Source organism: Sphingomonas folli (assembly GCF_019429525.1).
In the GTDB taxonomy this organism is placed as follows: Bacteria; Pseudomonadota; Alphaproteobacteria; order Sphingomonadales; family Sphingomonadaceae; genus Sphingomonas; species Sphingomonas folii.
Genome location: NZ_JAHXZL010000004.1, coordinates 238784 through 263615 on the forward strand (window position 1 = coordinate 238784; position 24832 = coordinate 263615).

Sequence of the window (24832 nt, forward strand, 5' to 3'; positions counted from 1 at the left end):
CATCACACCGTCACGCGCTCACTCGTTTGGCGCGCCGCCCCCCGCCTCGACCATCAGCCACGTCCGCAGCGCGCTCGCGAGGTTCGCCGGCGCCGACTCGCGCACCCGCAGCGCGTCGACCTGCGCCACCAGCGCCGACAGCGGCAGCGTCCGCGCCGCGGCGGCGCGCTCGAGCGCCTGCCAGAACACCGGCTCCAGGCTGATCGAGGTCTGGTGCCCGGCGATCGTCACCGAGCGCTTCACCGGGCCGACGAAGCCGCCCGGTGGCGCCGCGATCATTCCGCGTCGAACAGCGCGGCGAGCTGCTCGATGATCGTGCCGCCGAGCTGCTCCGCGTCCATGATCGTCACCGCGCGACTGTAATAGCGCGTGACGTCGTGGCCGATGCCGATCGCGACCAGCTCGACGGACGACTTCTTCTCGATCCAGCCGATCACCTGGCGCAGATGGCGTTCCAGGTAGGAGCCGGTGTTGACGCTGAGCGTGGAATCGTCGACCGGCGCGCCGTCCGAGATCACCATCAGGATGCGCCGCTCCTCGGGCCGCGCGACCATCCGCGCGTGCGCCCAGAGCAGCGCCTCGCCGTCGATATTCTCCTTGAGCAGCCCCTCGCGCATCATCAGCCCGAGCGCGTTGCGCGCGCGCCGCCACGGCTCGTCGGCCTTCTTGTAGACGATGTGGCGCACGTCGTTGAGCCGGCCGGGCTGCGGCGGGCGGCCCGCGGCCAGCCAGGTCTCGCGGCTCTGCCCGCCCTTCCAGGCGCGCGTGGTGAAGCCGAGGATCTCGGTCTTGACCCCGCAGCGCTCGAGCGTGCGGGCCAGGATGTCCGCACTGATCGCCGCGATCGAGATCGGGCGGCCGCGCATCGAGCCCGAATTATCGATCAGCAGCGTCACCACGGTATCGCGGAACTCGGTGTCGCGCTCCACCTTGTAGCTCAGCGACTGGGTCGGGTTGACCACGACGCGCGCGAGCCGCGCCGCGTCGAGCAGCCCCTCGTCCTGATCGAAGTCCCAGGAGCGCGACTGCTGCGCCATCAGCCGGCGCTGCAGGCGATTGGCCAGCCGCGACACCGCCGACTGGAGGTGGACGAGCTGCTGGTCGAGATAGCCGCGCAGTCGCGCCAGCTCGTCGCCGTCGCACAGCTCGGTCGCGGCGACCACCTCGTCGAACTGGCCGGTCCAGACTCGATAGTCGAAGTCGGGGCCGAGATCGGCGCTCGGCCGGTTGGGGCGGACGGGCTGCATCCCCTCCTCGCCGTCGTCGCCGGGTTCGCCCTCGGCGTCGTCGTCGAGATCGTCGCCCTCGAGCTGCTCGCTCTCGCCCTCGCTCGACTCGTCGTCGCGCTGCTGGCCGCGCGCTTCCACCTCGGACTCGCCCTCGCTGCCCTCGGCGTCGCCCTCGTCGGGCTGGTCAGTGTCCTCGCCCCGCTCGCCCTCTTCCTCCTCACCCCCCTCGTCGCTCTCCTCGGGCGTGCGGTCGCCCTCGACGAGTTCCAGATCCTCGAGCAGCTTGCGCGCGAGCCCCTGGAAGGCGCGCTGGTCGTCGAGCGCGAGCGCGAGGGTCGCCAGATCGGCGCGCTCCTCGACCCACTCGCGCACGAGCGCCAGGCCCGGCTCCGTCACGGCGGGCGGGCGCTCGCCGGTGAGCGCCTCGCGCACCATCAAGCCGAGCGCGGTGGCGAGCGGCACCTCGCTGCGGTTGCGCGCGCGCAGGATCGGGTCGGCGCGCAGTCGCGCGTCGAGCGCGGTGGCGAGATTGGCGGTGATCCCCTGGTACCCGCGGCTACCGAGCGCCTCGACCCGCGCGTCCTCGATCGCGTCATAGACGCCGCGCGCGGTGGCGTCGTCGGGCGCGCCGCGCGCGTGGAGCGCCAGGTCGTGGTGGCGCAGCCGCAGCGCGAAGGAGTCCGCGAACCCGCGCGCCTCCGCCACCTGGTCGGCGGGCAGGGTGCGCGCGGGCATCGGCACGCGCAGGTGCTTGCCCGACTGGGCGGGCGCGTCGGCGGTGAAGGCGAGCTCCACCTCGGCCTCGTCGGACAGCGCGCGCGCGGTGCCGCCGAGCACGGACTTGAAGCGGTCGAGCGGGGTATCGGTGGCCATCAGCCCTCCAACGCGCGGAGCGCCGCCTGGCGCAACGCGGGCACTTCATTGCGGACCAGCCCGAACAGGATGGTCAGGTCGATGTCATCATAGGCGTGGCGCAGCACGTTGCCGAGCCCACGCACGCGCTCGAACGGCACGTCGGGAGCGACTACCGCGAACCGCTCGGGACCGAGCTTCACGACCGCCTCGGCGATACGCTCTAGGCAGCGCTCGCATGCATCGATGGTCTTGCTGTCCGCAACGAAGGCCGCCAGCTCAAGCCCCGTGACGTAAGCGCTGATGCGGTCAGCATTGTCGACGACGTCACGTAAGCGCCGCGCCGCGTCACTAGTAGACACGGACACGGTCCCGGTCGATCTCGTCCTGAAGCGCAGGCTTGCGCGCTGGTTCGGTGACGAGATCCACGGGCCGCCCGACCATCCCGGCGATCGCGTCGCTTAGCCCGAAGAAGGCGAACGGACCCGCGGTAAGCAACGTGTCATAGTCGAGCGCGGCCGCGAGATCGATGTCCGACTCCTCGCGCGCCTCATCGCGCGCGGTCGACCCGAAGAGCGAGAGCGCGCAGATGCCGAGTGCGCGCAGCTCCGGCTCGCGCGCACGCAGCAGATCGATCGCTTCGCTACGCCTCACCTCACGCCTTCGCCACCACGCTCTCGGGCAGGTCCTTGCCGAAAACGCGTTGGTAATATTCCGCGACGAGCGCACGCTCGGCCTCGTCGCACTTGTTGAGGAACGACAAGCGGAAGGCGAAGCCGACGTCGCCGAAGATCAGCGCGTTCTGCGCCCAGCTGATCACCGTGCGCGGGCTCATCACGGTGGAGATATCGCCGTTGACGAAGCCGCGCCGCGTCAGGTCGGCCACGCGCACCATGTTCTCGACCAGCTTCTTGCCCTCGGGCTTGTCATACTCGCCCGACTTGGCGAGCACGATATTGGCCTCGGTGGCCGCCGGCAGATAGTTCAGCGTGACGACGACGTTCCAGCGGTCCATCTGGCCCTGGTTGATCTGCTGCGTGCCGTGGTACAGCCCGCTGGTGTCGCCCAGCCCGACCGTGTTGGCGGTGGCGAACAGGCGGAACCAGGGGTTGGGCCGGATCACACGGTTCTGGTCGAGCAGCGTCAGCTTGCCCTCGGTCTCCAGCACGCGCTGGATCACGAACATCACGTCGGGGCGGCCGGCATCATATTCGTCGAACACCAGCGCGGTCGGCGTCTGCAGCGCCCAGGGCAGCAGGCCCTCGCGGAACTCGGTGACCTGCTGGCCGTCGCGCAGCACGATCGCGTCGCGCCCGACCAGGTCGATGCGGCTGATATGCGCGTCGAGGTTGATGCGGATACACGGCCATTTCAGCCGCGCCGCCACCTGCTCGATATGGCTCGACTTGCCGGTGCCGTGATAGCCCTGCACCATCACGCGGCGGTTGTGCGCGAAGCCGGCCGCGATCGCCAGCGTCGTGTCCGGGTCGAACACATAGGCGGGATCGAGGTCGGGCACGCGCTCGTCCGACTCGCTGAACGCCGGCACCTGCATGTCGCTGTCGATCCCGAACAGCTCGCGCACGCTGGCCATCTTGTCGGGCGCGTCGAGGATCGTCGTGTCGCGGCTGTCGGGCTGGGTGTTGGGCAGATCGGTCATTCGCGGGCACGCCGTTCGCTGGAGGATGCCGTTCCAGTGGGAACGGAACGCGTCCGCGTCAACCCGCGGCGGCGGCGCGGGTTGCCTTGGCCGGCAGGTGGAAGAGGTCGATGAAGGCCTCCGCCGCGGCGCGATCGCCGCCGAAGCGCAGGCTGCCCGCCGCCTCCGCCGCGGCGACCGGCAGCTTGCCGTAAACGATCGCAGCCATGGTCCGGGGGTCGGTGTCGAACACCGCGTCGCCGAAGGCGGGCGCGCGCGCGATCGCCAGCGCGCCGTCGGCGAGCCGCGCCACGAACGAGTCGCGGTCGAAGAGAAAACCGATCGTGATCGGCCCCGGCACGCGCGCGGGGTCGGCCATCGTGCGCAGCGACATCATCATCGAGGCCGCCGACAGCGGCAGCGCCGGGTCGTGGTCGGGCGAGCGCGCCGCCCAGCGTCCCAGCGACATGATCGCGGGCTCGGCCTCGTAGCCCCAGTCCGTCAGCGCGTAGCCGCTGACGCCGCCCGGCATCTCGACCTTCTGTACCACTGCCGTGGCGGCGAGCCGCTCCAGCCGCTGCGTCAGCACGTTGGCGCTGATCCCCGGCAGGCCGCCGCGCAACTCGGTGAAGCGGCGCGGACCGAACATCAGCTCGCGCACGATCAACAGCGCCCAGCGTTCGCCGAGCAGCTCCATCGCCAAAGCGGTGCCGCAGGCGTCGTCGTACCAGCGCTCACGCGGCGTCGACCTTTTTGTTACATTTTCTAACTTCATGGTTGCTTAAGATAACTACGCGGTCCATCGTTCCACAAGAGCAGCGAGGGAGATCGCACCGTGGAGAGGACGATTTTTGTCAATCTGCCGGTGGCCGACGTGGCCGCCTCTACCCGCTTCTACGAGGCGCTCGGCTTCGTGCGAAACGCGGATTTCTCGAACGACCAGGCGTCCGGAATGGTGTGGTCGGACTCGATCTGGGTGATGCTGCTGGGGCACGATTTCTACCGCACCTTCACCCCCAAGACGATCGCCGACACGCGAACGAGCAGCGCCGCCCTGCTATGCCTGTCGTGCACCTCGCGCGACGAGGTCGACCAGCTCGGCGCGGCGGCGCTGGCGGCGGGCGGGCGCGAGCTGCACGGCGCCAATGACCTGGGCTTCATGTACGGCCGTGCCTTCGACGACCTCGACGGTCACGGCTGGGAGGTGATGCACATGGACCCCGGCGCCAAGCCGGCCGAGCAGCATGACGCCGCCGTGTCGGCCTGAGCGCGGCGGCGCACGGCGCGCGCTCGATCGCCCGCTGCCGCTCGGGCTCGCCGCCTTCGTGATGACCGCGGCGCTGCTGTGGCAGGCGGCCGCGCCATCTCTTTAGGCGACGCGCGGCGGCGCCCGAACATCGCTCGGCCACGCCGGCTTTCCCAGGGAAGGCGGGAGCCCGGGCTTGGTATCGCCACCGCTTCGTGAGAGAAAGAAACGAGGAGAGGATCACATGCTACCCGTGATCACCGCGTTCGACTGGGTGCCCGATTTCGCGCGCGGCCAGGTGCGCGACCTGCGCGTGCGCTGGGCGCTGGAGGAGGTCGGCCAGCCCTATCGCGTGCGCTATCTCGCGCAGGGCGAGCAGAAGGCCCCGTCGCACCGTGCGCGCCAGCCGTTCGGGCAAGTGCCGACCTATGAGGAGGGCGAGCTCGTCCTCTACGAATCGGGTGCGATCGTGCTGCATCTCGCCGACAGCCGTGACGGGCTGCTGCCCGACGACCGGATCGGCCGCGCGCGCGCCACCGAATGGGCCTTCGCCGCGCTCAACACGGTCGAGCCGCCGATCATGGACCATGCCGTCGCCACGCTCTTCGAGGCCGACCAGCCCTGGTCGAAGCCGCGTCTGCCCGCGGTGGAGGCGCGCATCGCCGAGCGGCTCGACGAGGCGGCGGCGCGGCTCGGCGAGCGCGAATGGTATGACGGCGGCTTCTCCGCCGGCGACCTGCTGATGGTGGCGGTGCTGCGGATCCTGCGCGACCATCCTCTGCTCGCCGCGCGGCCGACGCTGGTCGCCTATGTCGCGCGCGGCGAGGCGCGCCCCGCTTTCCGCCGCGCGCTCGCCGACCAGCTCGCCGGCTTCACCGGCAGCCCGCCGCCGGGGTTCGCCGAGTGGATGGAGAAGCGCTCCGCGCGCGCAGAGCAGCTCGCATGAGCTACGTCGACGGCTTCATCACCCCGGTCGCCAGCGCGGCCCGCGAGCGTTTCGCCGAGCATGCGCGCATCGCCGCGGCGATCGTGCGCGAGCACGGCGCCACGCGCGTCGTCGACACCTGGGGCGAGGACGTGCCCGCCGGCCAGCGCAACGACATCGTCGGCGCGGTGCGGCTCGGCGCCGACGAGACGCCCAGCTTCGGCTGGATCGAGTTCGCCGACCGCGCCGCGCGCGACTCCTTCGGCCAGGCGATCGTCGCCGACGAGCGGCTCGCCGCGCTCGGCCTGCCGCCGTTCGACTTCTCGCGCATGATCCTCGGCGGGTTCGAGGTGATCGTCGACACCGGACGCGGTGCCAGACCGGGCTTCGTCGACGGTTACGTGCTCCCGGTGCCGCTGGCGCGCCGCGCGGACTATGTGGCGCTGGCGGAGGCGGCGTCGCCGGTGTTCCTCGATCACGGCGCGACCCGCCACGTCGAGGCCTGGGGCGACGACCTGCGAGAGGGGGAGACCGTCGACTTCCGCCGCGCCGCGCTGGCCGAGGAGGACGAGACGGTGGTCTTCTCCTGGGTCGAGTGGCCCGACCGCGCCGCGCGCGACCGCGCGACCCCGCTGGTGATGGCGGACGAGCGGATGGCGAACCTGCCGACGCCGCTGCCGTTCGACGGCAAGCGCATGATCTACGGCGGCTTCGCCATGCTCAACGAGAGGTGAGGAGGAAGAGGATGACCGACCGAGAGGGACTGCCGATCTGGTACGAGCTGCTCGCGCGCGACCCCGACGCGGCCGAGCGCTTCTACACCCACGTGCTCGGCTGGTCGGCGGAGCGGCCGCAACTCGCCGCCGCGCCCGACTATCGCGTGCTCGCCGCACCCGACGGCGATGGCGTCGCGGGGCTGATGGCGGTGCCGCCGGGCGCGCCGATGCCGCCGGGCTGGCTGTTCTACCTGGCCACCGACGACGTCGACGCGACGGTGGCGCGGGTCACCGCGGCGGCCGGATCGGTGGCGATGCCCGCGACCGACATCCCCGAGGTCGGCCGGATCGCGCTGGTGGCGGACCCGGACGGCACGCTCTTCTACGTCATGCGCGGCGAGGGCGAGGAGTCGCGCGCCTTCCGCACCGCCGACGGCGCCACCGCGGGCCATGCGGTATGGAACGAGCTGACCGCGCCCGACCAGGACGCCGCGCTCGGCTTCTACGCCCGGCTGTTCGGCTGGCGGCACGAGGGCGCGATGCCGATGGGGCCGCTGGGCGAGTATAAATTCGTCCACTCGGGCACCACCTGCCTGGGTGCGTCGATGAACAGCTTCGCGGGCAAGGGACCGGGCTGGCAATTCTACTTCATGGTCGACGACGTCGACGCCGCGGTGGAGCGGCTGACCGGGGCGGGCGGGCGCGTGGTGCAGGGGCCCGACGAGATCCCCGGGGGCAGCTTCTCGGTGGTCGCGGCCGATCCGGAGGGCGCGGCCTTCGGCTTCGTCGGCGAGCGGCGGGCGTGATGGACAAGGTGTCGGTATGGCTGTGGTGCGACGGCACCGCCGAGGAGCAGGCAACCTTCTACACCGGGCTGATCCCCGGCAGCGCGATCACCTCGGTGGCGCGCGCGCCGGCGGACTATCCCGCGGGCAAGGCGGGCGACGTGCTCACCGTCACGTTCACGCTCGCGGGCCGCTCGTTCGCGATGCTCAACGGCGGTGCCGGCCCGGCGCACAGCGAGGCGATGTCGCTCCAGGTCGACTGCGTCGACCAGGCCGAGGTCGACCGCTGCTGGGGCGCGATCCTGGCGAACGGCGGGACCGAGGTGCAATGCGGCTGGATCAAGGACCGCTGGGGCGTCGCGTGGCAGATCGTCCCGCGACGCCTCACCGAGCTGATGCAGGACCCGGTGCATGGGCCCAAGGCGATGCGGGCGATGATGTCGATGGTGCGGATCGACGTCGCCGCGCTGGAGCGCGCGATCGCCTCTTGAGCGCGCGGCCATAATCTCTAGGTAGGCGGCATTGGTCACGTTTGCGGCCAGCCCCGCGATCGTGTACCCGCCCCACGAACGGCGCCGGTGCGCCTCCTGCGCGCCGACGGCCCAACGAAGTAGAGACGCGCATGGCCGAGTTCACGCTCCCGAAGAACAGCAAGATCAAGGGCGGCCGCAAGCTCCCCTCGCCGCAGCCGGGCGGGACGATGCGCAACTTCAAGGTCTATCGCTACGACCCCGATTCGGGTGAGAACCCGCGCTACGACACGTTCGAGGTGAACCTCGACGAGTGTGGCCCGATGGTCCTCGACGCGCTGATCAAGATCAAGTCGGAGCAGGACAGCTCGCTTACCTTCCGTCGCTCGTGCCGCGAGGGCATCTGCGGCTCGTGCTCGATGAATATCGACGGGCGCAACGGCCTGGCCTGCACCACCGCGATCGAGGACGTGAAGGGTGAGATCAAGATCACGCCGCTGCCCGCGATGGAGGTGATCAAGGACCTGGTCCCCGACTTCACGCACTTCTACGCGCAATACGCCTCGATCACGCCGTGGCTGCAGACCGTGACGCCGCCGCCCGCGGGCAAGGAGCGGCTGCAGTCGCCTGAGGAGCGCGCCAAGCTCGACGGGCTGTACGAGTGCATCCTGTGCGCCTGCTGCTCGACCTCCTGCCCGAGCTACTGGTGGAACTCGGACAAGTTCCTCGGGCCGGCGATCCTGCTCCAGGCCTATCGCTGGCTCGCCGACAGCCGCGACGAGATGACCGGCGAGCGGCTCGACGCGCTGGAGGACCCGTTCCGCCTGTACCGCTGCCACACGATCATGAACTGCGCCAACGTCTGCCCCAAGGGGCTCTCGCCGGCCAAGGCGATCGCCGAGATCAAGAAGATGGAGGTCGAGCGGATCGTGTGAGCGGCGAGCGGCGTGGGCGCGCCGAGTTCGTGAAGTCGGCTCCCCGGGCCTTGGACGCGCCCTCCTCCCCCTTCACGAGCACCCCGGCGAACGCCCGGGTCTAGTTTGGGGACGTTGCTCGAGGCCACGACGGCGTTCCCACCTGGACCCCGGCGTCTGCCGGGGTGGTCGGATGGTGAGAAAGCCGTCATCGGCGCTTCATCCCCGCCATGGGTTACCGCTGGCCAAGCTCCCGCCACATAACGTCACCGTCGCGAGGCTTGATCCCCTCGCCTCCTGTCCCCACAGACGTCACCATGCTGCGGTGCAGCGTCGCGAAGGGTGACGATGGGTAAAGTAAGTGAGGCATACCGGCGCCTGATCGCCGACGACGAGCTCCGCCCCGATCCGGAGCAGGAAACCGCCGCGCTTCGTCTCGACGCGCTCGCGCAGGAGCTGGAGAAACCGCGCACGATCGGCCTATTCCGCCGTCGTCGCGTACCGCCCAGGGGCGTCTATCTCTGGGGCGACGTGGGCCGCGGCAAGTCGATGCTGATGGACCTGTTCTTCGCCCATGTCGCGGTGGCGAGGAAGCGCCGCGTCCACTTCGCCGAGTTCATGCTCGAGGTCCACGCGCGGATCGCGGTGGAGCGCCGCAAGGAGGAAGGCGACCCGATCCTCCCCGTCGCCGAGGCGCTCGCCGACGAGGCGCAGCTGCTCGCCTTCGACGAGATGATGGTGACCAACTCGCCCGACGCGATGATCCTCTCGCGGCTGTTCACCGCGCTGATCGAGGCGGGGGTGACCATCGTCACCACCTCCAACCGCGCCCCCACTGACCTCTACAAGAACGGCCTCAACCGCGAGCATTTCCTCGGCTTCATCGCGCTGGTGGAGGAGCGGCTCGACGTGCTCGCGCTCAACGGCCCGGTCGATTATCGCCGCGACCGGCTCGGCGCGCACAAGACCTGGCTCGTGCCCAACGGCGAGCAGGCCACCGCCGAGCTCTCCGCCGCTTTCTACCGCCTCACCGACTATCCTCCCGAGGACCGCGACCATGTCCCCAGCGAGGAGCTGGTGGTGCAGGGCCGCACCCTCCGCGTGCCCAAGACGCTCAAGGGCGTGGCGGTGTTCGCGTTCAAGAAGCTGTGCGGAGAGGCGCGCGGCGCCGCCGATTATCTTGCGATCGCGCGGCGCTATCACACCGTCATCCTCGTCGGCATCCCGGTCCTGGGCCCGGACAACCGCAACGAGGCCGCGCGCTTCGTCGCGCTGGTCGACGCACTCTACGAGCACAAGGTGAAGCTGCTCGCCGCCGCGGACGCCGAACCCGACCAGCTCTACCCGCGCGGCGACGGCGCCTTCGAGTTCCGGCGCACCGCGAGCCGCCTGGAAGAGATGCGCTCCGAGAGCTACTTGAGCGAGGGACACGGGACCGGCTGAGCATTATTGCTCCTGCGAACGATTTGCAAGATAACTTCGGTCAGCGCGGTTTTAGCGGGTTGCCGGATGCGCCTGAAGGGCGTAGGCGGCTGTTCCATTCACGGCTCGGCATCAGAGAGGGATGGGATGGCCCGGAAGAAGATCGCGCTGATCGGCGCCGGTAATATCGGCGGCACGCTCGCGCACCTCGCGGCACTCAAGGGTCTGGGCGACATCGTCCTGTTCGACGTGGTCGATGGCGTGCCCCAGGGCAAGGCGCTCGACCTCAGCCAGTGCGGCCCGGTCGAGGGCTTCGACGCGTCGATCAAGGGCTCGAACGACTATGCCGACATCGCCGGCGCCGACGTGATCATCGTCACCGCCGGCGTCGCGCGCAAGCCCGGCATGAGCCGCGACGACCTGCTCGGCATCAACCTGAAGGTGATGAAGGCGGTCGGCGAGGGCATCCGCGACAACGCGCCCGACGCCTTCGTGATCTGCATCACCAACCCGCTCGACGCGATGGTCTGGGCGCTGCGCGAGTTCTCCGGCCTGCCGCACCAGAAGGTGGTCGGCATGGCGGGTGTGCTCGACTCCGCGCGCTTCAGCCACTTCCTCGCCGAGGAGTTCGGCGTGTCGGTGAAGGACGTGAACACCTTCGTGCTCGGTGGCCACGGCGATACGATGGTGCCGGTGCTCGAATATTCGACCGTCAGCGGCATCCCGGTCAGCGACCTGATCGCGATGGGCTTCTCCACCCGCGAGAAGGTCGACGAGATCATCAAGCGCACGCGCGGCGGCGGCGGCGAGATCGTCGCGCTGCTCAAGACCGGCTCGGCCTATTACGCGCCCGCCACCAGCGGCATCGCGATGGCAGAGGCCTATCTCTACGACCAGAAGCGCATCCTCCCCGCGGCGGCGCATCTCTCCGGCCAGTACGGCATCGACGACCTGTACGTCGGCGTGCCGGTGGTGATCGGCGCCGGCGGCGTCGAGAAGGTGGTCGAGGTGCCGCTGTCGGACGAGGCCAAGGCCAACCTCCAGGTCTCGGTCGACGCGGTCAAGGAGCTGCTCGTGGCGTGCAGGGGCATCGACGGCTCGCTGGGGGCATAACGAGGCACCACAGGAACACACCACCCCGGCGAACGCCGGGGTCCAGTTGGGAAAGCCCCGGCGATGGGCGCGGCCTTCGTCTACATGATGGCCAACCGCCGCAACGGGACGATCTACCTGGGCTCGACGACCGATCTGGTGCGACGCGCGTGGGAGCATCGCGAGGGTGTCGTCGAGGGGTTCACGAGGACGTACCGTTGTCATCTGCTCGTCTGGTACGAAGTGCATGACAGCTGGGAAGCGGCACGGCAGCGCGAGCTGCAGATGAAGGAGTGGAGGCGGAGCTGGAAGCTGCAGGAGATCGAAGGGCTCAATCCCGCATGGGACGACCTGTACGATCGGATCGCGCTACCATGACCGCCTTCCCAACTGGACCCCGGCGTTCGCCGGGGCGGTAAGGACGGAACGCGAATGAGCATCCTCGTCGACAAGAACACCAAGGTCATCACCCAGGGGATGACCGGCAAGACCGGCACCTTCCACACCAGGGCGGCGCTGGACTATGGCACCCAGATGGTCGGCGGCGTGACGCCCGGCAAGGGCGGCACCACGCACGAGGAGCTCGGCCTGCCGAACTTCGACACGGTCGCGGAGGCGGTGGCCCAGACCGGCGCCACCGCGTCGGTGATCTACGTGCCGCCGCCCTTCGCCGCGGACTCGATCCTCGAGGCGATCGACGCCGAGGTGCCGCTGATCGTCGCGATCACCGAGGGCATCCCGGTGCTCGACATGGTCCGCGTCAAGCGCGCGCTGTCGGGCAGCAAGTCGCGGCTGATCGGCCCGAACTGCCCCGGCGTGCTGACCCCGGGCGAGTGCAAGATCGGCATCATGCCGGGCAACATCTTCAAGAAGGGCTCGGTCGGCGTCGTGTCGCGCTCGGGCACGCTGACCTATGAGGCGGTGTTCCAGACCTCGAACGCCGGCCTCGGCCAGACCACCGCGGTGGGCATCGGCGGCGATCCCGTCAACGGTACCAACTTCATCGACGTGCTCGAGCTGTTCCTCGCAGACGAGGCGACCCAGTCGATCATCATGATCGGCGAGATCGGCGGCTCGGCCGAGGAGGAGGCGGCGCAGTTCCTCCAGGACGAGGCCAAGCGCGGCCGCAGCAAGCCGATGGCGGGCTTCATCGCCGGGCGCACCGCGCCCCCCGGGCGCCGCATGGGCCACGCCGGCGCGATCGTCTCCGGCGGCCAGGGCGGCGCCGAGGACAAGATCGCGGCGATGGAGGCGGCCGGCATCAAGGTCGCGGCGAGCCCCAGCGAGCTGGGCTCGACGCTGCTGAGCGTGCTGAACAAGTAAGCGACCCGGCCGTTGCCTCGGTGAGCACCGGGGCGGCGCGCCGCATGATCCCGGCGCGGGCCGGAGCGACGAAGGTAGGAGCGTCATGGGCTACGAAGGCCAGGATTTCAGCGACATCGCCGGGAACGTCAGCCCGGCGTTCATCGACGCGCTCTACGCCCGCTTCAAGGAATCGCCCGACTCGGTCGAGACCGGCTGGCGCGGCTTCTTCGAGGGGCTGGAGGGATCGATGAACGCGCCCTCGTGGCAGAGCAAGCGCTGGCCGCTCACCACCACCGACGACCTCACCGCCGGGCTCGACCCGACGCAGATGGAGCCGGCGCCCAAGCCCGCCAAGGGTGGCAAGCCTGCCCCCGCCGCGGCGGCGGCCCCTGCCCCGTCGCAGGACGCGATCGTCAAGGCGGCGGCGGACTCGATCCGCGCGCAGCTGCTGATCCGCACCTATCGCGTGCGCGGCCATCTCGCCGCCAACCTCGACCCGCTCGGCCTGTCCTCGGCGCGCGAGCTGCCCGCCGACCTCAAGACCGATTATCACGGCTTCTCCGACGCCGACATCGACCGCCCGGTCTATCTCGGCGGCTCGCTCGGGCTGCAATGGGCGTCGATCCGCGAGGTGGTCGACACGCTGCGCGCCAATTACTGCGGCAGCGTCGGCCTCGAGTATATGCACATCGCCGACGTCGAGGAGCGCAAGTTCCTCCAGGAGCGGATGGAGGGCAAGGACAAGCAGGTCGAGTTCACCACCGCCGGCAAGAAGGCGATCCTCGCCAAGGTGATCGAGGCGGAGCAGTGGGAGAAGTTCCTCGGCCGCAAATATGTCGGCACGAAGCGCTTCGGGCTCGACGGCGGCGAGAGCATGATCCCCGCGCTCGAGAGCGTGATCAAGTACGGCGGCGCCGCGGGCGTCAACGAGATCGTGTTCGGGATGGCGCACCGCGGGCGGCTCAACGTGCTCGCCAACGTGATGGCCAAGCCGCTGCGCGTGATCTTCCACGAGTTCGCGGGCGGCTCGGCGCACCCCGACGACATCGGCGGCTCGGGTGACGTCAAATATCACCTCGGCACCTCGACCGACCGCGAGTTCGACGGGCACCACGTCCATATGTCGCTGGTCGCCAACCCGTCGCACCTCGAGGCGGCGGACCCGGTGGTGCTCGGCAAGATCCGCGCGATCCAGACGATCGCCAAGGACCTCGACACGCACGCGCGCTCGCTGCCCGTGCTGATCCACGGCGACGCCGCCTTCGCGGGCCAGGGCATCGTGTGGGAGTGTTTCGGCTTCTCGGGCATCCGCGGCTACAACACCGGCGGCTGCGTCCATTTCGTCATCAACAACCAGATCGGCTTCACGACGAGCCCGCAGTTCGCGCGCTCGTCGCCCTATCCGTCGGACGTCGCCAAGGGCGTCCAGGCGCCGATCTTCCATGTCAACGGCGACGATCCCGAGGCGGTCACCTTCGCGACCAAGATCGCGATGGAATATCGCCAGAAATTCCACCGCGACGTCGTGATCGACATGTGGTGCTACCGCCGCTTCGGTCACAACGAGGGCGACGAGCCCGGCTTCACCCAGCCGCTGATGTACAAGGCGATCCGCAGCCACCCGCCGGTCAGCGAGATCTACGGCAAGCGGCTGATCGCGGAGGGCGTGGTCGACCAGGCGTTCATCGACGACAATGTCGGCCAGTTCACCGCCCTGCTCGAGGGTGAGTTCGAGGCGGGCGCGGCCTACAAGCCCAATAAGGCGGACTGGTTCGCGGGCCGCTGGTCGGGGCTGCACGCGCCCGCCGACGCGGAGAGTTCGCGCCGCAGCGTCGACACCGGGATCGAGCAGAAACTGTTCGACTCGATCGGCCGCACGCTGACGACCGTCCCCGACAGTATCGCGATCCACAAGACGCTCGCGCGCGTGCTCGATGCCAAGCGCCAGATGTTCACCACCGGCGAGAATTTCGACTGGGCGACGGGCGAGGCGCTGGCGTTCGGCTCGCTGCTCCACGAGGGCTATGGCGTCCGCCTGTCGGGCCAGGACTCGGGTCGCGGCACCTTCTCGCAGCGCCACGCGGTGTGGGTCGACCAGAACGACGAGCATAAATACGTGCCGCTGTGGACGGTGCCCCACGGCAGCTTCGAGGTGCTCGACAGCCCGCTCTCTGAGTACGGTGTGCTCGGCTTCGAATACGGCTACGCGCTCGCCGATCCCAAGACCTTGGTGCTGTGGGAGGCGCAGTTCGGCGACTTCGTCAACGGCGCGCAGATCATGATCGACCAGTTCATCGCCGCGGGCGAGGCCAAGTGGCTGCGCGCCAACGGCCTGGTGATGCTGCTGCCGCACGGCTACGAGGGCCAGGGCCCCGAGCACAGCTCGGCGCGCCCCGAGCGCTTCCTCCAGCTGTGCGCGGGCGACAACATCCAGGTCGCCAACTGCACCACGCCGGCGAACTATTACCACCTGCTGCGCCGGCAGATGCACCGCAACTTCCGCAAGCCGCTGATCGTGTTCACGCCCAAGTCGCTGCTGCGGCACAAGCTGGCGGTCAGCAGCGCGGCGGACTTCGTCGGCGACACGCACTTCCGCCGCATCCTGTCGGACACCAACGGCGCCCCCGACGCCGGGACCAAGCGGCTCGTGCTGTGCACCGGCAAGCTGGCCTACGACCTGATCGAGGCGCGCGACGCGGCGGGTGACACCGAGACGCAGATCGTCCGCATCGAGCAGCTCTACCCCTTCCCTTCCGACGCGCTGGCCGAGCGGCTGTCGCGCCTGACCGCGCTGGAGGAAGTGATCTGGGCGCAGGAGGAGCCGCGCAACAACGGCTATTGGTTCTTCGTCGAGCCGCTGATCGAGGAGGCGCTCGGCATGGCCCAGTCGCGCGTGGCGCGCCCGCGCTACGCCGGCCGCGCCGCCGCGGCCTCGCCCGCGACCGGTCTGATGAAGCGCCACCAGGCCGAGCAGGGCGCGCTGATCGCCGACGCGCTCGGGCACAACGTCCGCGACGAGATCCGCCGCACGCGCGAGCTCGACACCAGCAAGAAGGCGACACAGCCCTCTTCCTGATCCGATCCCGCGTCCCGGCGCCGCGCCGGGACGCCTGTTTGATGCTAGACCCCGCGCTCGGGATGACGAGGTACAAGATGGCAACCGAAGTTCTGGTCCCCACGCTGGGCGAGTCGATCACCGAGGCCACCGTCGGCGAGTGGCTGAAGCAGCCGGGCGAGCCGGTCGCCGCCGACGAGCCGATCGCCAGCCTCGAGACCGACAAGGTCTCGGTCGAGGTCCCCTCCCCCGTCGCGGGCGTGATGGGCCAGCATGCGGTGAAGGTGGGTGACACGGTCGAGGTGGGCGCGCTGATCGCGACGATCGAGAGCGGCGACGGCGCCGCCGCGACGCCCAAGGCCGAGGCGGCGCCCGCTGCCGCCGCCTCGCCCAGCACGCCACAGGCGGCCGCGCCGGTCGCGGGCGGTTACGGCAACCACGGCGAGGCGCCGGTGACCAGCGACTCGCCCGCCGCGCTGTCGCCCTCGGTCCGCCGCGCGGTGCTGGAACACGGGGTCGACCCGTCGACCGTCAAGGGTACGGGCAAGGACGGCCGCCTCACCAAGGAGGACGTCGCCGCCGCGGCCTCGACCAAGCCCGCCGGCGCACCGGCGCAGGAGGCGCCGGCCACCCCGTCGGTCGCCGCCTCGACCGGCCGCAAGGAAGAGCGCGTCAAGATGACGCGCCTGCGCCAGACCATCGCCAAGCGCCTCAAGGAGGCGCAGAACACCGCGGCGATGCTGACGACGTTCAACGACGTCGACATGACCGCGGTGATCGAGGCGCGTGCCAAGTACAAGGACCTGTTCGAGAAGAAGCACGGCGTCCGGCTCGGCTTCATGGGCTTCTTCGTGAAGGCCGCGACGATGGCGCTGAAGGACATCCCGTCGGTCAACGCCTCGATCGAGGGCGAGGAGATCGTCTACCACGATTACGCCGACATCTCGGTCGCGGTCTCGGCGCCCAACGGGTTGGTCGTGCCGGTGATCCGCGACGCCCAGGCGCTGTCGGTGGCGGGGATCGAGAAGACCATCGGCGACTTCGGCAAGCGCGCCAAGGACGGCACGCTCAAGATGGACGAGATGCGCGGGGGTACCTTCACCATCTCGAACGGCGGCGTGTTCGGCTCGCTGATGTCGACCCCGATCATCAACCCGCCGCAGTCCGCGGTGCTCGGCCTGCACCGCATCGAGGAGCGCCCCGTGGTCCGCGACGGCCAGGTGGTGGTGCGCCCGATGATGTATCTCGCGCTGAGCTACGACCACCGCCTGATCGACGGCCGCGAGGCGGTGACCTTCCTGGTCGCGCTCAAGAACGCGATCGAGGACCCGACGCGCATCCTGATCGACCTGTGAGGTCGCTGGGTTCCTGCGTGCGCAGGAGCCCAGGGTCGCGAACGCAACGGTCGCGGCGCTGGGATCCTGCTTTCGCAGGAGCACGATCTACGAAGGGAGGGTGAAGCCCGGTCACGTCTACCTCATCGCAGGTCGTCGGAACGGCACCTTGTACCTGGGGGTGACGAGCAACCCGAGTATACCAACACCGCACCGGGCTTATCGACGGCTTCTCCGAACGATGTGGCTGCGCAGTGCTTGTCTGGTACGAGGCGCGCGACGACATACAGGATGCGCGCCAGCGTGAGCTGCGGCTGAAGAAGTGGAAACGAGCCTGGAAGCTCGACCTGATCGAGCGGTTCAATCCAGGCTGGAAGGATCTATACGAGACGCTGTTCTGATCGTGTTCCTGCGCACGCAGGAACCCAGAGCCACAGAGGGCGCCTCGCGATAACCCCTAGGCTCCTGCGTTCGCAGGAGCACGATGGAGCAGAGTGATGGCTGACGAACAGCAGTACGACTATGACGTCCTCGTGATCGGTGCCGGGCCGGGTGGCTATGTCGCCGCGATCCGCGCCGCGCAGCTCGGCCTCCGCACCGCCTGTGCCGAGAGCCGCGAGACGCTGGGCGGCACCTGCCTCAACGTCGGCTGCATCCCCTCCAAGGCGATGCTCCACGCCTCCGAGCTGTACGACCATGCCGCCAACGGCGCGATGGCCAAGCTGGGCATCAGGACCCAGGTCGAGCTCGACCTGGAGACCATGCACGCGCAGCGCCGCGACGCGGTGAAGCAACTCACCGGCGGGATCGAGTTCCTGTTCAAGAAGAACAAGGTGACCTGGCTCAAGGGCCGCGCCGCCTTCCAGGACGCGCACAGCGTGACCGTCGGCGACCAGCGCGTCACCGCGAAGAACATCGTGATCGCGACCGGCTCCTCGGTCACCGCGCTGCCTGGCGTGACGATCGACCAGCAGGTGGTGGTCGACTCGACCGGCGCGCTCGAGCTGCCGCGCGTGCCCGAGCATATGGTGGTGATCGGCGGCGGCGTGATCGGACTCGAGCTCGGCTCGGTGTGGCGCCGCCTCGGCGCCAAGGTGACCTGCGTCGAGTTCCTCGACCAGATCCTGCCCGGGTTCGACGGCGACATCCGCAAGGAGTCGAACAAGATCTTCAAGAAGCAGGGGATCGAGTTCAAGCTCTCGACGAAGGTGACGAACGTCGCGGTCGAGGGTGGCAGGGCGGTGCTGACGCTCGAGCCCGCGCAGGGCGGCGAGGCGACGACGCTCGAGGCCGACTGCGTGCTGGTGTCGATCGGGCGCCGCGCCAACACCGAGGGGCTCAACCTCGAGGCCGCCGGGCTCGCCACCAACCAGCGCGGCCAGGTCGAGATCGATCACGACTTCCGCACCAAGATGGACGGGATCTGGGCGATCGGCGACGTCGTGCCCGGCCCGATGCTCGCGCACAAGGCCGAGGACGAGGGCATCGCGGTGGCGGAGAACATCGCCGGGCGGCACGGCATCGTGAACCACGACGTGATCCCCTCGGTGGTCTACACCTGGCCCGAGATCGCGGGCGTCGGCCTCACCGAGGAGGCCGCGCGCGAGCGGGGCGAGGTGAAGGTCGGCAAGTTCCCGATGCTCGCCAACAGCCGCGCCAAGACCAACCATGAGCCGGACGGCTTCGTGAAGGTGATCGCCGACGCCACGACCGACCGCGTGCTCGGCGTGTGGTGCATCGCCAGCGTCGGCGGCACGATGATCGCGCAGGCGGCGCAGGCGATGGAGTTCGGCGCCACCAGCGAGGACATCGCCTACACCTGCCACGCCCACCCGACCCACTCGGAGGCGATCAAGGAGGCCGCGATGGCGGTCACCGGCAAGCCGATCCACGCCTGAGGAGAGCGAGTGATGAAGCTGAGCGCGCGCAACCAGATCAGCGGCACGATCGCCGCGATCACGCCCGGTGCGGTCAACGGCACGGTCAAGGTCGACATCGGCGGCGGCAATCTGGTCACCTCCTCGATCACCGAGGAAGCGATCGCCGAGCTCGCACTGGCGGTCGGCGACCGCGTCACCGTCGTGGTGAAGGCGAGCGACGTCCTGATCGGCAAGTGACCGCCGCGGCGTGACCCGGGACGAGCGCGAGCGCCGCTGGCTCGCGCTCACCCGCGAGGTGATGCCGGGCCTGGCGCGCGAGCGCGGCTGGCCGGTGCGGGCGGACCATTGCTTCCAGCGCATCCTGCTCGACCACGCCTGCGATGGGCGATGGTATGACGCGATCTCGGCGCGGCCGGCCTACCGCCACGCGACCGACGCGCAGCTGGACGCCGCCGTCGCGCTGGGCGAGGCGGTCGTGGCGGGCGAGGCGGACCTGACGGCGCTGAACCGCCAGTCGCTGGCGTGGCGCGGTAAGTTGTAGCGTTCGCATAGGCGGCCGCGGACCTCTACCCGCGATGGGATGATCGCTTCACGTTCCGCCACAACCAGCCGTCATCCCGGCGAAGGCCGGGGGCCAGGTGCGGAGCCGGCGGTGAGTCTCAGATCTGCCTTCCCGACTGTGCCCCGGCCGTCGCCGCGGCGACACGAGATGCTGATCCATCTGGTGTGAACCAGCGGGGTGCTCCCGCGCATGCAGGAGCCCCGAGCCACGAGCGTCACCCCTTCGGCCCTGGGCGCCGGCGTTCGCCGGAGCACGGATCAAAGGAGGTGGATCAGACCCTAGCTAAACCTCAACCCGCGTCGATCGACCGCCTCAGCGCCCCGCCCCGGCATACCCCGGCTCCGCCTCGCACCGGTCCGGGTGCTTGCGGCACGCCTTCTCACGCTCGCGGCGCGCCTTCTCATCGCGTTCGGCCTGCTTGCGCTGCTGGCGGACGTATTTCTCGTCGCGCTCCTTTGCGCTGGTCGTCATCATGTCGGCGCCTTTGCCTACCGCCTTGACCGGCAGCGTCGCGACGTTCCACGCCGTCCGCACGCACCCGCCCGTCACCACCAGCGGCACCGCCGCCAACATCACCAGAACCCGACGCATCACTTCGTCTCCCGACCCCGTGCCTCCGCCCCGATAGCAGGAAAATCGGTGAAGAACCCGTCGATGCCCTGCCCCAGCGCGGCGCGGATCTCGCCGACCAGGTCGCCGTGGGCCTCGGGCCGATCGCCGCGGCGGAAGCGCGGGTCGAGGAAGACGTTCTCGGCGCGATAGGTCCAGGGATGCACCTTCAGCCCCGCGGCGTGCGAGTCGCGTACCAGCGGCGTCGCGGTCGCGCCCGACCACAGCATCGCCTTCTCCGGCCCGAGGCCGTAGGCGTAGCGCGCCACCGCGCGTAGCCCCTCGGGCGTCACCATCGCGGCGTAGCTCGGCGCGGCGCCGTCCGCGGGCGCGCCCTTCGACGCGACGAGCTGGATCAGCCGGATCTTGGTCATCGTCGCCAGGCGCCTGAGATTGTCGACCTCGAACGACTGGATGAAGACCGGCGCCGCGCGCGAGTCCCAGCCCGCGGCGCGCAGCTGCGCGACCAGCAGCGCGTCGGTCGGGTGGCCGATCGAGCGGAAATAGGTCGGGTGCTTGGTCTCGGGATAGATGCCGACGTGATGCTTCTTCGCCAGCGCGATCACCTCGGCGAAGGTCGGGATCGCCTCCTTGCCGTCCCAGGCCGTGTTGGCGGGGCGCAGCTGTGGCAGCCGCTCCCTGGCGCGCAGCGTCTTCAGCTCGGCCAGCGTGAAATCCTCGACGAACCAGCCGGTCAGCGCCTGACCGTCGATCGTCTTGGTGGTGCGGCGGTCGGCGAACTCGGGATGCTGCGCGACGTCGGTCGTCTCGGAGATCTCGTTCTCGTGACGCGCGACCAGCACGTCGTCCCTGGTGGGCACGAGATCGGGCTCGATGACGTCGGCGCCCTGCTCGATGGCGCGCGTGTAGCTCGCGATGGTGTGCTCGGGGCGCTCGCCGCTGGCGCCGCGGTGCGCGATGATCAGCGGGCGAGTCGGCGCGGTCATGCGCGCCTTCTGCGCCGTCGCCGCGCCGGGCGCCAGCAGCAGCGCCAGCCCCATGAGAGTCGTTCGCACGGACCCGCCGAGCGGCCGCGACGTTTCGCACATGTTAGTCAGGGGCCGGTCCATGCACTTCACCATCAATGGAAAATCCTACGAAGCCGAGGTCGATGTCCGCACCTCGCTGCTCGACCTGTGCCGCGAGCATCTCGGGCTCACCGGCAGCAAGAAAGGCTGCGACCACGGCCAGTGCGGCGCGTGCACCATGTTGGTGAACGGTCGCCGCATCAACGCCTGCCTCACGCTCGCGGTGATGCACCAGGATGACGAGATCATGACGATCGAGGGCCTGGGCACGGTCGAGAACCTCCACCCGCTCCAGGCCGCGTTCGTGAAGCATGACGGTTATCAGTGCGGCTATTGCACGCCCGGGCAGATCTGCTCCGCGGTGGGCATGCTCGACGAGGTGAAGAAGGGCTGGGCCAGCCACGTCTCCGCCGACCTCACCGATCCCGCGTTCGACGAGAGCGAGATCAGCGAGCGGATGAGCGGCAACATCTGTCGCTGCGCCGCCTACCCCAACATCGTCGAGGCGATCCGTGAGGTCGCCGCCGAGCAGCGCGAGGTGGCCGCATGAAGACCTTCGACTATGCGCGCCCCGGCAGTGTCGCGGAGGCGGTGCAGGCCGGCGGTCGCTTCATCGCGGGGGGCACCAACCTGCTCGACCTGATGAAGCTCCAGGTCGAGACGCCCGAGAAGCTGGTCGACATCAGCCGCCTCGACCTCGACCAGATCGAGGAGCGCGACGACGGCGGCCTCACCATCGGCGCCTTGGTGCCCAACAGCGACCTCGCCGCCGACCCGCGCGTGATCGACAAGTACGAGGTGCTGAGCCGCGCGCTGCTCGCCGGTGCGAGCGGCCAGCTGCGCAACAAGGCGACGACCGGGGGCAATCTGCTCCAGCGCACGCGCTGCTATTATTTCTACGACACCGCCGCCGGCTGCAACAAGCGCGAGCCCGGCAGCGGCTGCGAGGCGATCGGCGGCTTCAACCGCATCCACGCCATCCTCGGCACCAGCGACCAGTGCATCGCCACCCACCCCGGCGACATGCCGGTGGCGATGCGCGCGCTCGACGCCGTGATCGTCACCCAGCGCGGCGACGGCGACAAGCGCCGCATCCCGATCGCGGACTTCTACCGCCTGCCGGGCGACACGCCGCACATCGAGAACGTGCTCGCGCCGGGTGAGCTGATCACTCATGTCGAGTTACCCGCCCCGCCGAAGGGGAAGCAGACGTACCGCAAGGTGCGCGACCGCGCCTCCTACGCCTTCGCGCTCGTCTCGGTCGCCGCGGTGATCGCGGTCGAGGACGGAACGATCGCGTCCGCCGCGCTGGCGTTCGGGGGGCTGGCGCACATGCCGTGGCGCAACCCCGCGGTCGAGGCCGCCCTGGTCGGCCAGGCGCCGGGCACCGCCGCGTTCGAGGCCGCCGCGGACGCCCTGCTCGAGGGGGCCAGAGGCTTCGGCACCAACGACTTCAAGCTGCCGCTCGCGCGGCGCGTCCTCATCGCCACGCTCCGGGATCTCACGCAATGACCCTGCTCGACACCGTCCTGGGCCGCGACGAGCACCGCTCGCTCCGCATGGACAAGCCCGTCCCCGACAGCCTGCTCGACCGCGGCGCGCAGGGGGTCATCGGCCAGCCGATCGACCGCGTCGAGGGACCGCTCAAGGTCTCCGGCCGCGCCACCTATGCGGCGGAATATCCGGCCGAGCGGCTGAGCTACGGCGTCCTCGTCCGCGCCCCGTTCGGCTCGGGCAAGATCACCGACGTCGTGGCGGACGAGGCCAAGGCGCTGCCGGGCGTGATCGACGTCATCACCGATTATCCCAGCTTCATCCGCAACCCGCAGCAGGGCGGCGAGAAGAAGGCGCCGACCCAGGGCGTCGAGAAGGTCGACTATCACGGCGAGATCGTCGCGATCGTCGTCGCCGAGACGTTCGAGGCGGCGCGGGACGCCGCGGCGCGGGTCAAGGTCGACTATGAACCGGCGGAAGGCGCCTTCGTCTTCGCGGACCACCGCGACACGGCCGACCGCCCCCCCGCCGACCAGATCCCGGCCCAGTCGAGCCAGGGCGACGTCGACGCGGCAATGGCGTCCGCCACCTATACCGTCGACCAGACCTATACCACGCCGAGCCAGAACTCCGCCGCGATGGAGCCGCACGCCTCGATCGCCGAGTGGAAAGACGGCAAGCTGACGCTCCACGGCTCGTACCAGATGGTCGCGTCGGACCAGATGCAGCTCGCCCAGGCGCTCGGCGTCGGCAACGATCAGGTGCGGATCATCTCGCGCTACGTCGGCGGCGGGTTCGGCTCGAAGCTCGGCATCGCGCCCGAGAGCGTCGCCGCCGCGATCGCGGCGAAGCGGCTCGATCGGCCCGTCAAGGTGGCGATGGCACGCCAGCAGGTGTTCGACGCCACGGTGCGACGGTCGAACACCGAGCAGCGCATCCGCCTCGCCGCCGACCACGACGGCAAGCTCACCGCGATCGCGCACGAGACGCTGGCGAGCAACCTGCCGGGCGAGGATTATTTCGAGCCCGCCGCGATCGGCACGCATTTCGCGTATGCGGCCGAGAACCGGCTGACCGACCACAAGCTGGTGCGGCTCAACTGGCTGCTCGCGGGCTCGATGCGCGCGCCCGGCGAGGCGGTCGGGATGCTCGCGCTCGAGGCGGCGATGGACGAGCTGGCGGAGGTGATCGGGATCGACCCGATCGAACTGCGCCGCCGCAACGAGCCCGAGCAGGACCCCGAGAAGAAGGTGCCCTTCTCCAGCCGCCAGATGGTCCAGTGTCTCGACCGGGGCGCCGAGGCGTTCGGCTGGTCGGCGCGGAAGAAGACCGCGGGCGACCGGCGCGGCGAGTGGCTCCACGGCCTGGGCGTGGCCGCCGCGGTGCGCTCGAACATGCTGCAGAAGTCTTCCGCCTCGGTCGAGCTGACCAAGGACGGTCGCGCGATCGTGTCGACCGACATGACCGACATCGGCACCGGCACCTACACGATCCTCGCGCAGATCGCCGCCGAGACGCTCGGCCTGCCGCTCGACCGCGTGATCGTCCACCTCGGCGACGGCGAGGCGCCGCCCGCGGCGGGCTCGGGCGGCTCGTGGGGCGCGGGGTCGTCGGGCTCGTCGGTCTATGTCGCGTGCGAGGGGCTGCGCGAGAAGCTGGCCAAGGCGATGGGCGTCGACGCGGACGAGCTGACGCTCAAGGACGGCCGCGCCATCGCCGAGAACCGCGCGGTGGAGATCACCGAGCTGGTCGGCGACGGCATGAAGGTGGTCGGCACGATCCAGCCCGGGCATCAGGAAAAGGCGGTCCGTCAGGCCAGCTACGGCGCGCATTTCGCCGAGGTGAAGGTGAACGCGGTGACCGGCGAGGTGCGAGTGGTGCGGATGCTCGGCGTGTTCGAGGCGGGACGCATCCTCAATCGCAAGACCGCGCGGTCGCAGTGCCTGGGTGGCATGACCTTCGGCATCGGCGCCGCGCTGAGCGAGGAGCTGGTGCACGACGCGCGCAACGGCAAGGTGGTGAACCGCGACCTCGCCGAATATCACGTGCCGGTCAACGCCGACATCCCGCAGCTGGAGGTCGAGTTCCTCGACGGGCGCGACCATCACGCCAATCCGATCCACGCCAAGGGGATCGGCGAGCTCGGCATCTCGGGCGCGGGCGCGGCGATCGCGAACGCGATCTACAACGCCACCGGCGTGCGCGTGCGCGACTATCCGATCACGCTCGACAAACTGCTCCCCGGGCTGCCAGACTGAGCCCAGCGCAGGACAAT

General features: G+C 69.7%; 27 protein-coding genes and 1 pseudogene. 20 read left to right on the top strand and 8 right to left on the bottom strand.

Features of this window, described 5'->3' with window-relative positions:
* Nucleotides 1–18 precede the first annotated feature (18 nt).
* Genes KZ813_RS08065 through KZ813_RS08090 form a run of 6 tightly spaced genes read right to left on the bottom strand, consistent with a single transcriptional unit; the run spans nucleotide 19 to nucleotide 4495 of the window.
* Nucleotides 19–279 carry a ribbon-helix-helix domain-containing protein gene (locus KZ813_RS08065; protein WP_219754455.1) on the bottom strand — a complete coding sequence of 87 codons (261 nt, stop codon included), beginning with the start codon at nucleotides 277–279 and terminating at the stop codon, nucleotides 19–21.
* Nucleotides 276–2102, bottom strand: a complete 1827-nt coding sequence (cobT, locus tag KZ813_RS08070; protein WP_219754456.1) for a cobaltochelatase subunit CobT — start codon at nucleotides 2100–2102, stop codon at nucleotides 276–278. Before cobT ends, KZ813_RS08065 begins: the two co-directional genes overlap by 4 nt.
* Nucleotides 2102–2443, bottom strand: a complete 342-nt coding sequence (locus KZ813_RS08075) for a HepT-like ribonuclease domain-containing protein (RefSeq protein ID WP_219754457.1) — start codon at nucleotides 2441–2443, stop codon at nucleotides 2102–2104. Before KZ813_RS08075 ends, cobT begins: the two co-directional genes overlap by 1 nt.
* On the bottom strand, nucleotides 2433–2735 hold the full coding sequence (locus tag KZ813_RS08080; RefSeq protein ID WP_219754458.1) for a nucleotidyltransferase family protein: 303 nt from the start codon (nucleotides 2733–2735) through the stop codon (nucleotides 2433–2435). The genes KZ813_RS08075 and KZ813_RS08080 overlap by 11 nt, the downstream gene beginning before the upstream one ends.
* Nucleotide 2736: 1 nt before the next feature.
* Nucleotides 2737–3741: a cobaltochelatase subunit CobS gene (gene cobS / locus KZ813_RS08085; RefSeq protein WP_219754459.1), complete on the bottom strand. Its 1005-nt coding sequence runs from the start codon at nucleotides 3739–3741 to the stop codon at nucleotides 2737–2739.
* A 58-nt stretch (nucleotides 3742–3799) separates the two neighbouring features.
* On the bottom strand, nucleotides 3800–4495 hold the full coding sequence (locus KZ813_RS08090) for a winged helix-turn-helix transcriptional regulator (RefSeq protein ID WP_258046540.1): 696 nt from the start codon (nucleotides 4493–4495) through the stop codon (nucleotides 3800–3802).
* 60 nt (nucleotides 4496–4555) lie between these two features.
* On the opposite strand from KZ813_RS08090, the gene KZ813_RS08095 reads away from it, so the two are divergent.
* The 17 genes and pseudogenes from KZ813_RS08095 (at nucleotide 4556) to KZ813_RS08170 (ending at nucleotide 19405) form a co-directional block, all read left to right on the top strand.
* Entirely contained in the window at nucleotides 4556–4987 is a 432-nt protein-coding gene (locus tag KZ813_RS08095; protein ID WP_219754460.1) for a VOC family protein, read from the top strand.
* Entirely contained in the window at nucleotides 4965–5093 is a 129-nt protein-coding gene (locus tag KZ813_RS20085; protein WP_258046541.1) for a hypothetical protein, read from the top strand. The genes KZ813_RS08095 and KZ813_RS20085 overlap by 23 nt, the downstream gene beginning before the upstream one ends.
* A gap of 117 nt (nucleotides 5094–5210) precedes the next feature.
* A complete protein-coding gene (locus KZ813_RS08100) occupies nucleotides 5211–5912 on the top strand; it encodes a glutathione S-transferase family protein (protein WP_219754461.1) in 702 nt (233 codons plus the stop codon).
* Nucleotides 5909–6625: a DUF1428 domain-containing protein gene (locus KZ813_RS08105; protein WP_219754462.1), complete on the top strand. Its 717-nt coding sequence runs from the start codon at nucleotides 5909–5911 to the stop codon at nucleotides 6623–6625. Before KZ813_RS08100 ends, KZ813_RS08105 begins: the two co-directional genes overlap by 4 nt.
* Before the next feature lie 11 nt (nucleotides 6626–6636).
* Nucleotides 6637–7413 carry a VOC family protein gene (locus KZ813_RS08110; protein ID WP_219754463.1) on the top strand — a complete coding sequence of 259 codons (777 nt, stop codon included), beginning with the start codon at nucleotides 6637–6639 and terminating at the stop codon, nucleotides 7411–7413.
* Nucleotides 7413–7883 (top strand): VOC family protein, encoded by a 471-nt coding sequence (locus KZ813_RS08115; RefSeq protein ID WP_219754464.1) that lies wholly within the window; start codon nucleotides 7413–7415, stop codon nucleotides 7881–7883. Before KZ813_RS08110 ends, KZ813_RS08115 begins: the two co-directional genes overlap by 1 nt.
* Before the next feature lie 131 nt (nucleotides 7884–8014).
* Nucleotides 8015–8797 carry a succinate dehydrogenase iron-sulfur subunit gene (locus tag KZ813_RS08120; RefSeq protein WP_308461823.1) on the top strand — a complete coding sequence of 261 codons (783 nt, stop codon included), beginning with the start codon at nucleotides 8015–8017 and terminating at the stop codon, nucleotides 8795–8797.
* Nucleotides 8798–9124: 327 nt separating this feature from the next.
* On the top strand, nucleotides 9125–10219 hold the full coding sequence (zapE, locus tag KZ813_RS08125; protein WP_219754465.1) for a cell division protein ZapE: 1095 nt from the start codon (nucleotides 9125–9127) through the stop codon (nucleotides 10217–10219).
* 126 nt (nucleotides 10220–10345) lie between these two features.
* The gene (gene mdh, locus KZ813_RS08130) at nucleotides 10346–11311 is read left to right on the top strand and encodes a malate dehydrogenase (RefSeq protein ID WP_219754466.1); all 966 of its coding nucleotides are present in this window, start codon (nucleotides 10346–10348) and stop codon (nucleotides 11309–11311) included.
* A gap of 63 nt (nucleotides 11312–11374) precedes the next feature.
* On the top strand, nucleotides 11375–11668 hold the full coding sequence (locus KZ813_RS08135) for a GIY-YIG nuclease family protein (RefSeq protein WP_219754467.1): 294 nt from the start codon (nucleotides 11375–11377) through the stop codon (nucleotides 11666–11668).
* 54 nt (nucleotides 11669–11722) lie between these two features.
* A complete protein-coding gene (gene sucD, locus KZ813_RS08140; protein WP_219754468.1) occupies nucleotides 11723–12613 on the top strand; it encodes a succinate--CoA ligase subunit alpha in 891 nt (296 codons plus the stop codon).
* 85 nt (nucleotides 12614–12698) lie between these two features.
* Nucleotides 12699–15671, top strand: coding sequence for a 2-oxoglutarate dehydrogenase E1 component (locus KZ813_RS08145; RefSeq protein WP_219754469.1), 2973 nt, complete (start codon nucleotides 12699–12701; stop codon nucleotides 15669–15671).
* A 77-nt stretch (nucleotides 15672–15748) separates the two neighbouring features.
* Complete coding sequence (gene odhB, locus KZ813_RS08150) at nucleotides 15749–17005, top strand: 2-oxoglutarate dehydrogenase complex dihydrolipoyllysine-residue succinyltransferase (RefSeq protein WP_219754470.1); 1257 nt, start codon at nucleotides 15749–15751, stop codon at nucleotides 17003–17005.
* 124 nt (nucleotides 17006–17129) lie between these two features.
* Nucleotides 17130–17385, top strand: a pseudogene (locus KZ813_RS08155) (GIY-YIG nuclease family protein).
* Nucleotides 17386–17481: 96 nt separating this feature from the next.
* Complete coding sequence (gene lpdA, locus KZ813_RS08160) at nucleotides 17482–18882, top strand: dihydrolipoyl dehydrogenase (protein ID WP_219754471.1); 1401 nt, start codon at nucleotides 17482–17484, stop codon at nucleotides 18880–18882.
* Between the two features lie 12 nt (nucleotides 18883–18894).
* Nucleotides 18895–19101 carry a TOBE domain-containing protein gene (locus tag KZ813_RS08165; protein ID WP_219754472.1) on the top strand — a complete coding sequence of 69 codons (207 nt, stop codon included), beginning with the start codon at nucleotides 18895–18897 and terminating at the stop codon, nucleotides 19099–19101.
* Between the two features lie 10 nt (nucleotides 19102–19111).
* Nucleotides 19112–19405, top strand: a complete 294-nt coding sequence (locus KZ813_RS08170; protein WP_308461824.1) for a GCN5-related N-acetyltransferase — start codon at nucleotides 19112–19114, stop codon at nucleotides 19403–19405.
* Nucleotides 19406–19738: 333 nt separating this feature from the next.
* Here KZ813_RS08170 and KZ813_RS08175 read toward each other — a convergent pair whose 3' ends face one another.
* Both KZ813_RS08175 and KZ813_RS08180 read right to left on the bottom strand, forming a co-directional pair.
* The gene (locus tag KZ813_RS08175) at nucleotides 19739–20017 is read right to left on the bottom strand and encodes a hypothetical protein (protein WP_219754473.1); all 279 of its coding nucleotides are present in this window, start codon (nucleotides 20015–20017) and stop codon (nucleotides 19739–19741) included.
* Entirely contained in the window at nucleotides 20017–20982 is a 966-nt protein-coding gene (locus KZ813_RS08180; protein WP_258046582.1) for a glycerophosphodiester phosphodiesterase, read from the bottom strand. The genes KZ813_RS08175 and KZ813_RS08180 overlap by 1 nt, the downstream gene beginning before the upstream one ends.
* A gap of 121 nt (nucleotides 20983–21103) precedes the next feature.
* Here KZ813_RS08180 and KZ813_RS08185 point away from each other — a divergent pair, with 121 nt between their 5' ends.
* From KZ813_RS08185 to KZ813_RS08195, 3 genes are read left to right on the top strand one after another with little or no spacing between them, the layout of a single operon-like run.
* Entirely contained in the window at nucleotides 21104–21613 is a 510-nt protein-coding gene (locus KZ813_RS08185; RefSeq protein ID WP_219754474.1) for a 2Fe-2S iron-sulfur cluster-binding protein, read from the top strand.
* Nucleotides 21610–22575 (top strand): FAD binding domain-containing protein, encoded by a 966-nt coding sequence (locus KZ813_RS08190; protein ID WP_219754475.1) that lies wholly within the window; start codon nucleotides 21610–21612, stop codon nucleotides 22573–22575. The genes KZ813_RS08185 and KZ813_RS08190 overlap by 4 nt, the downstream gene beginning before the upstream one ends.
* Complete coding sequence (locus KZ813_RS08195) at nucleotides 22572–24815, top strand: xanthine dehydrogenase family protein molybdopterin-binding subunit (RefSeq protein WP_219754476.1); 2244 nt, start codon at nucleotides 22572–22574, stop codon at nucleotides 24813–24815. Before KZ813_RS08190 ends, KZ813_RS08195 begins: the two co-directional genes overlap by 4 nt.
* Nucleotides 24816–24832 lie beyond the last annotated feature (17 nt).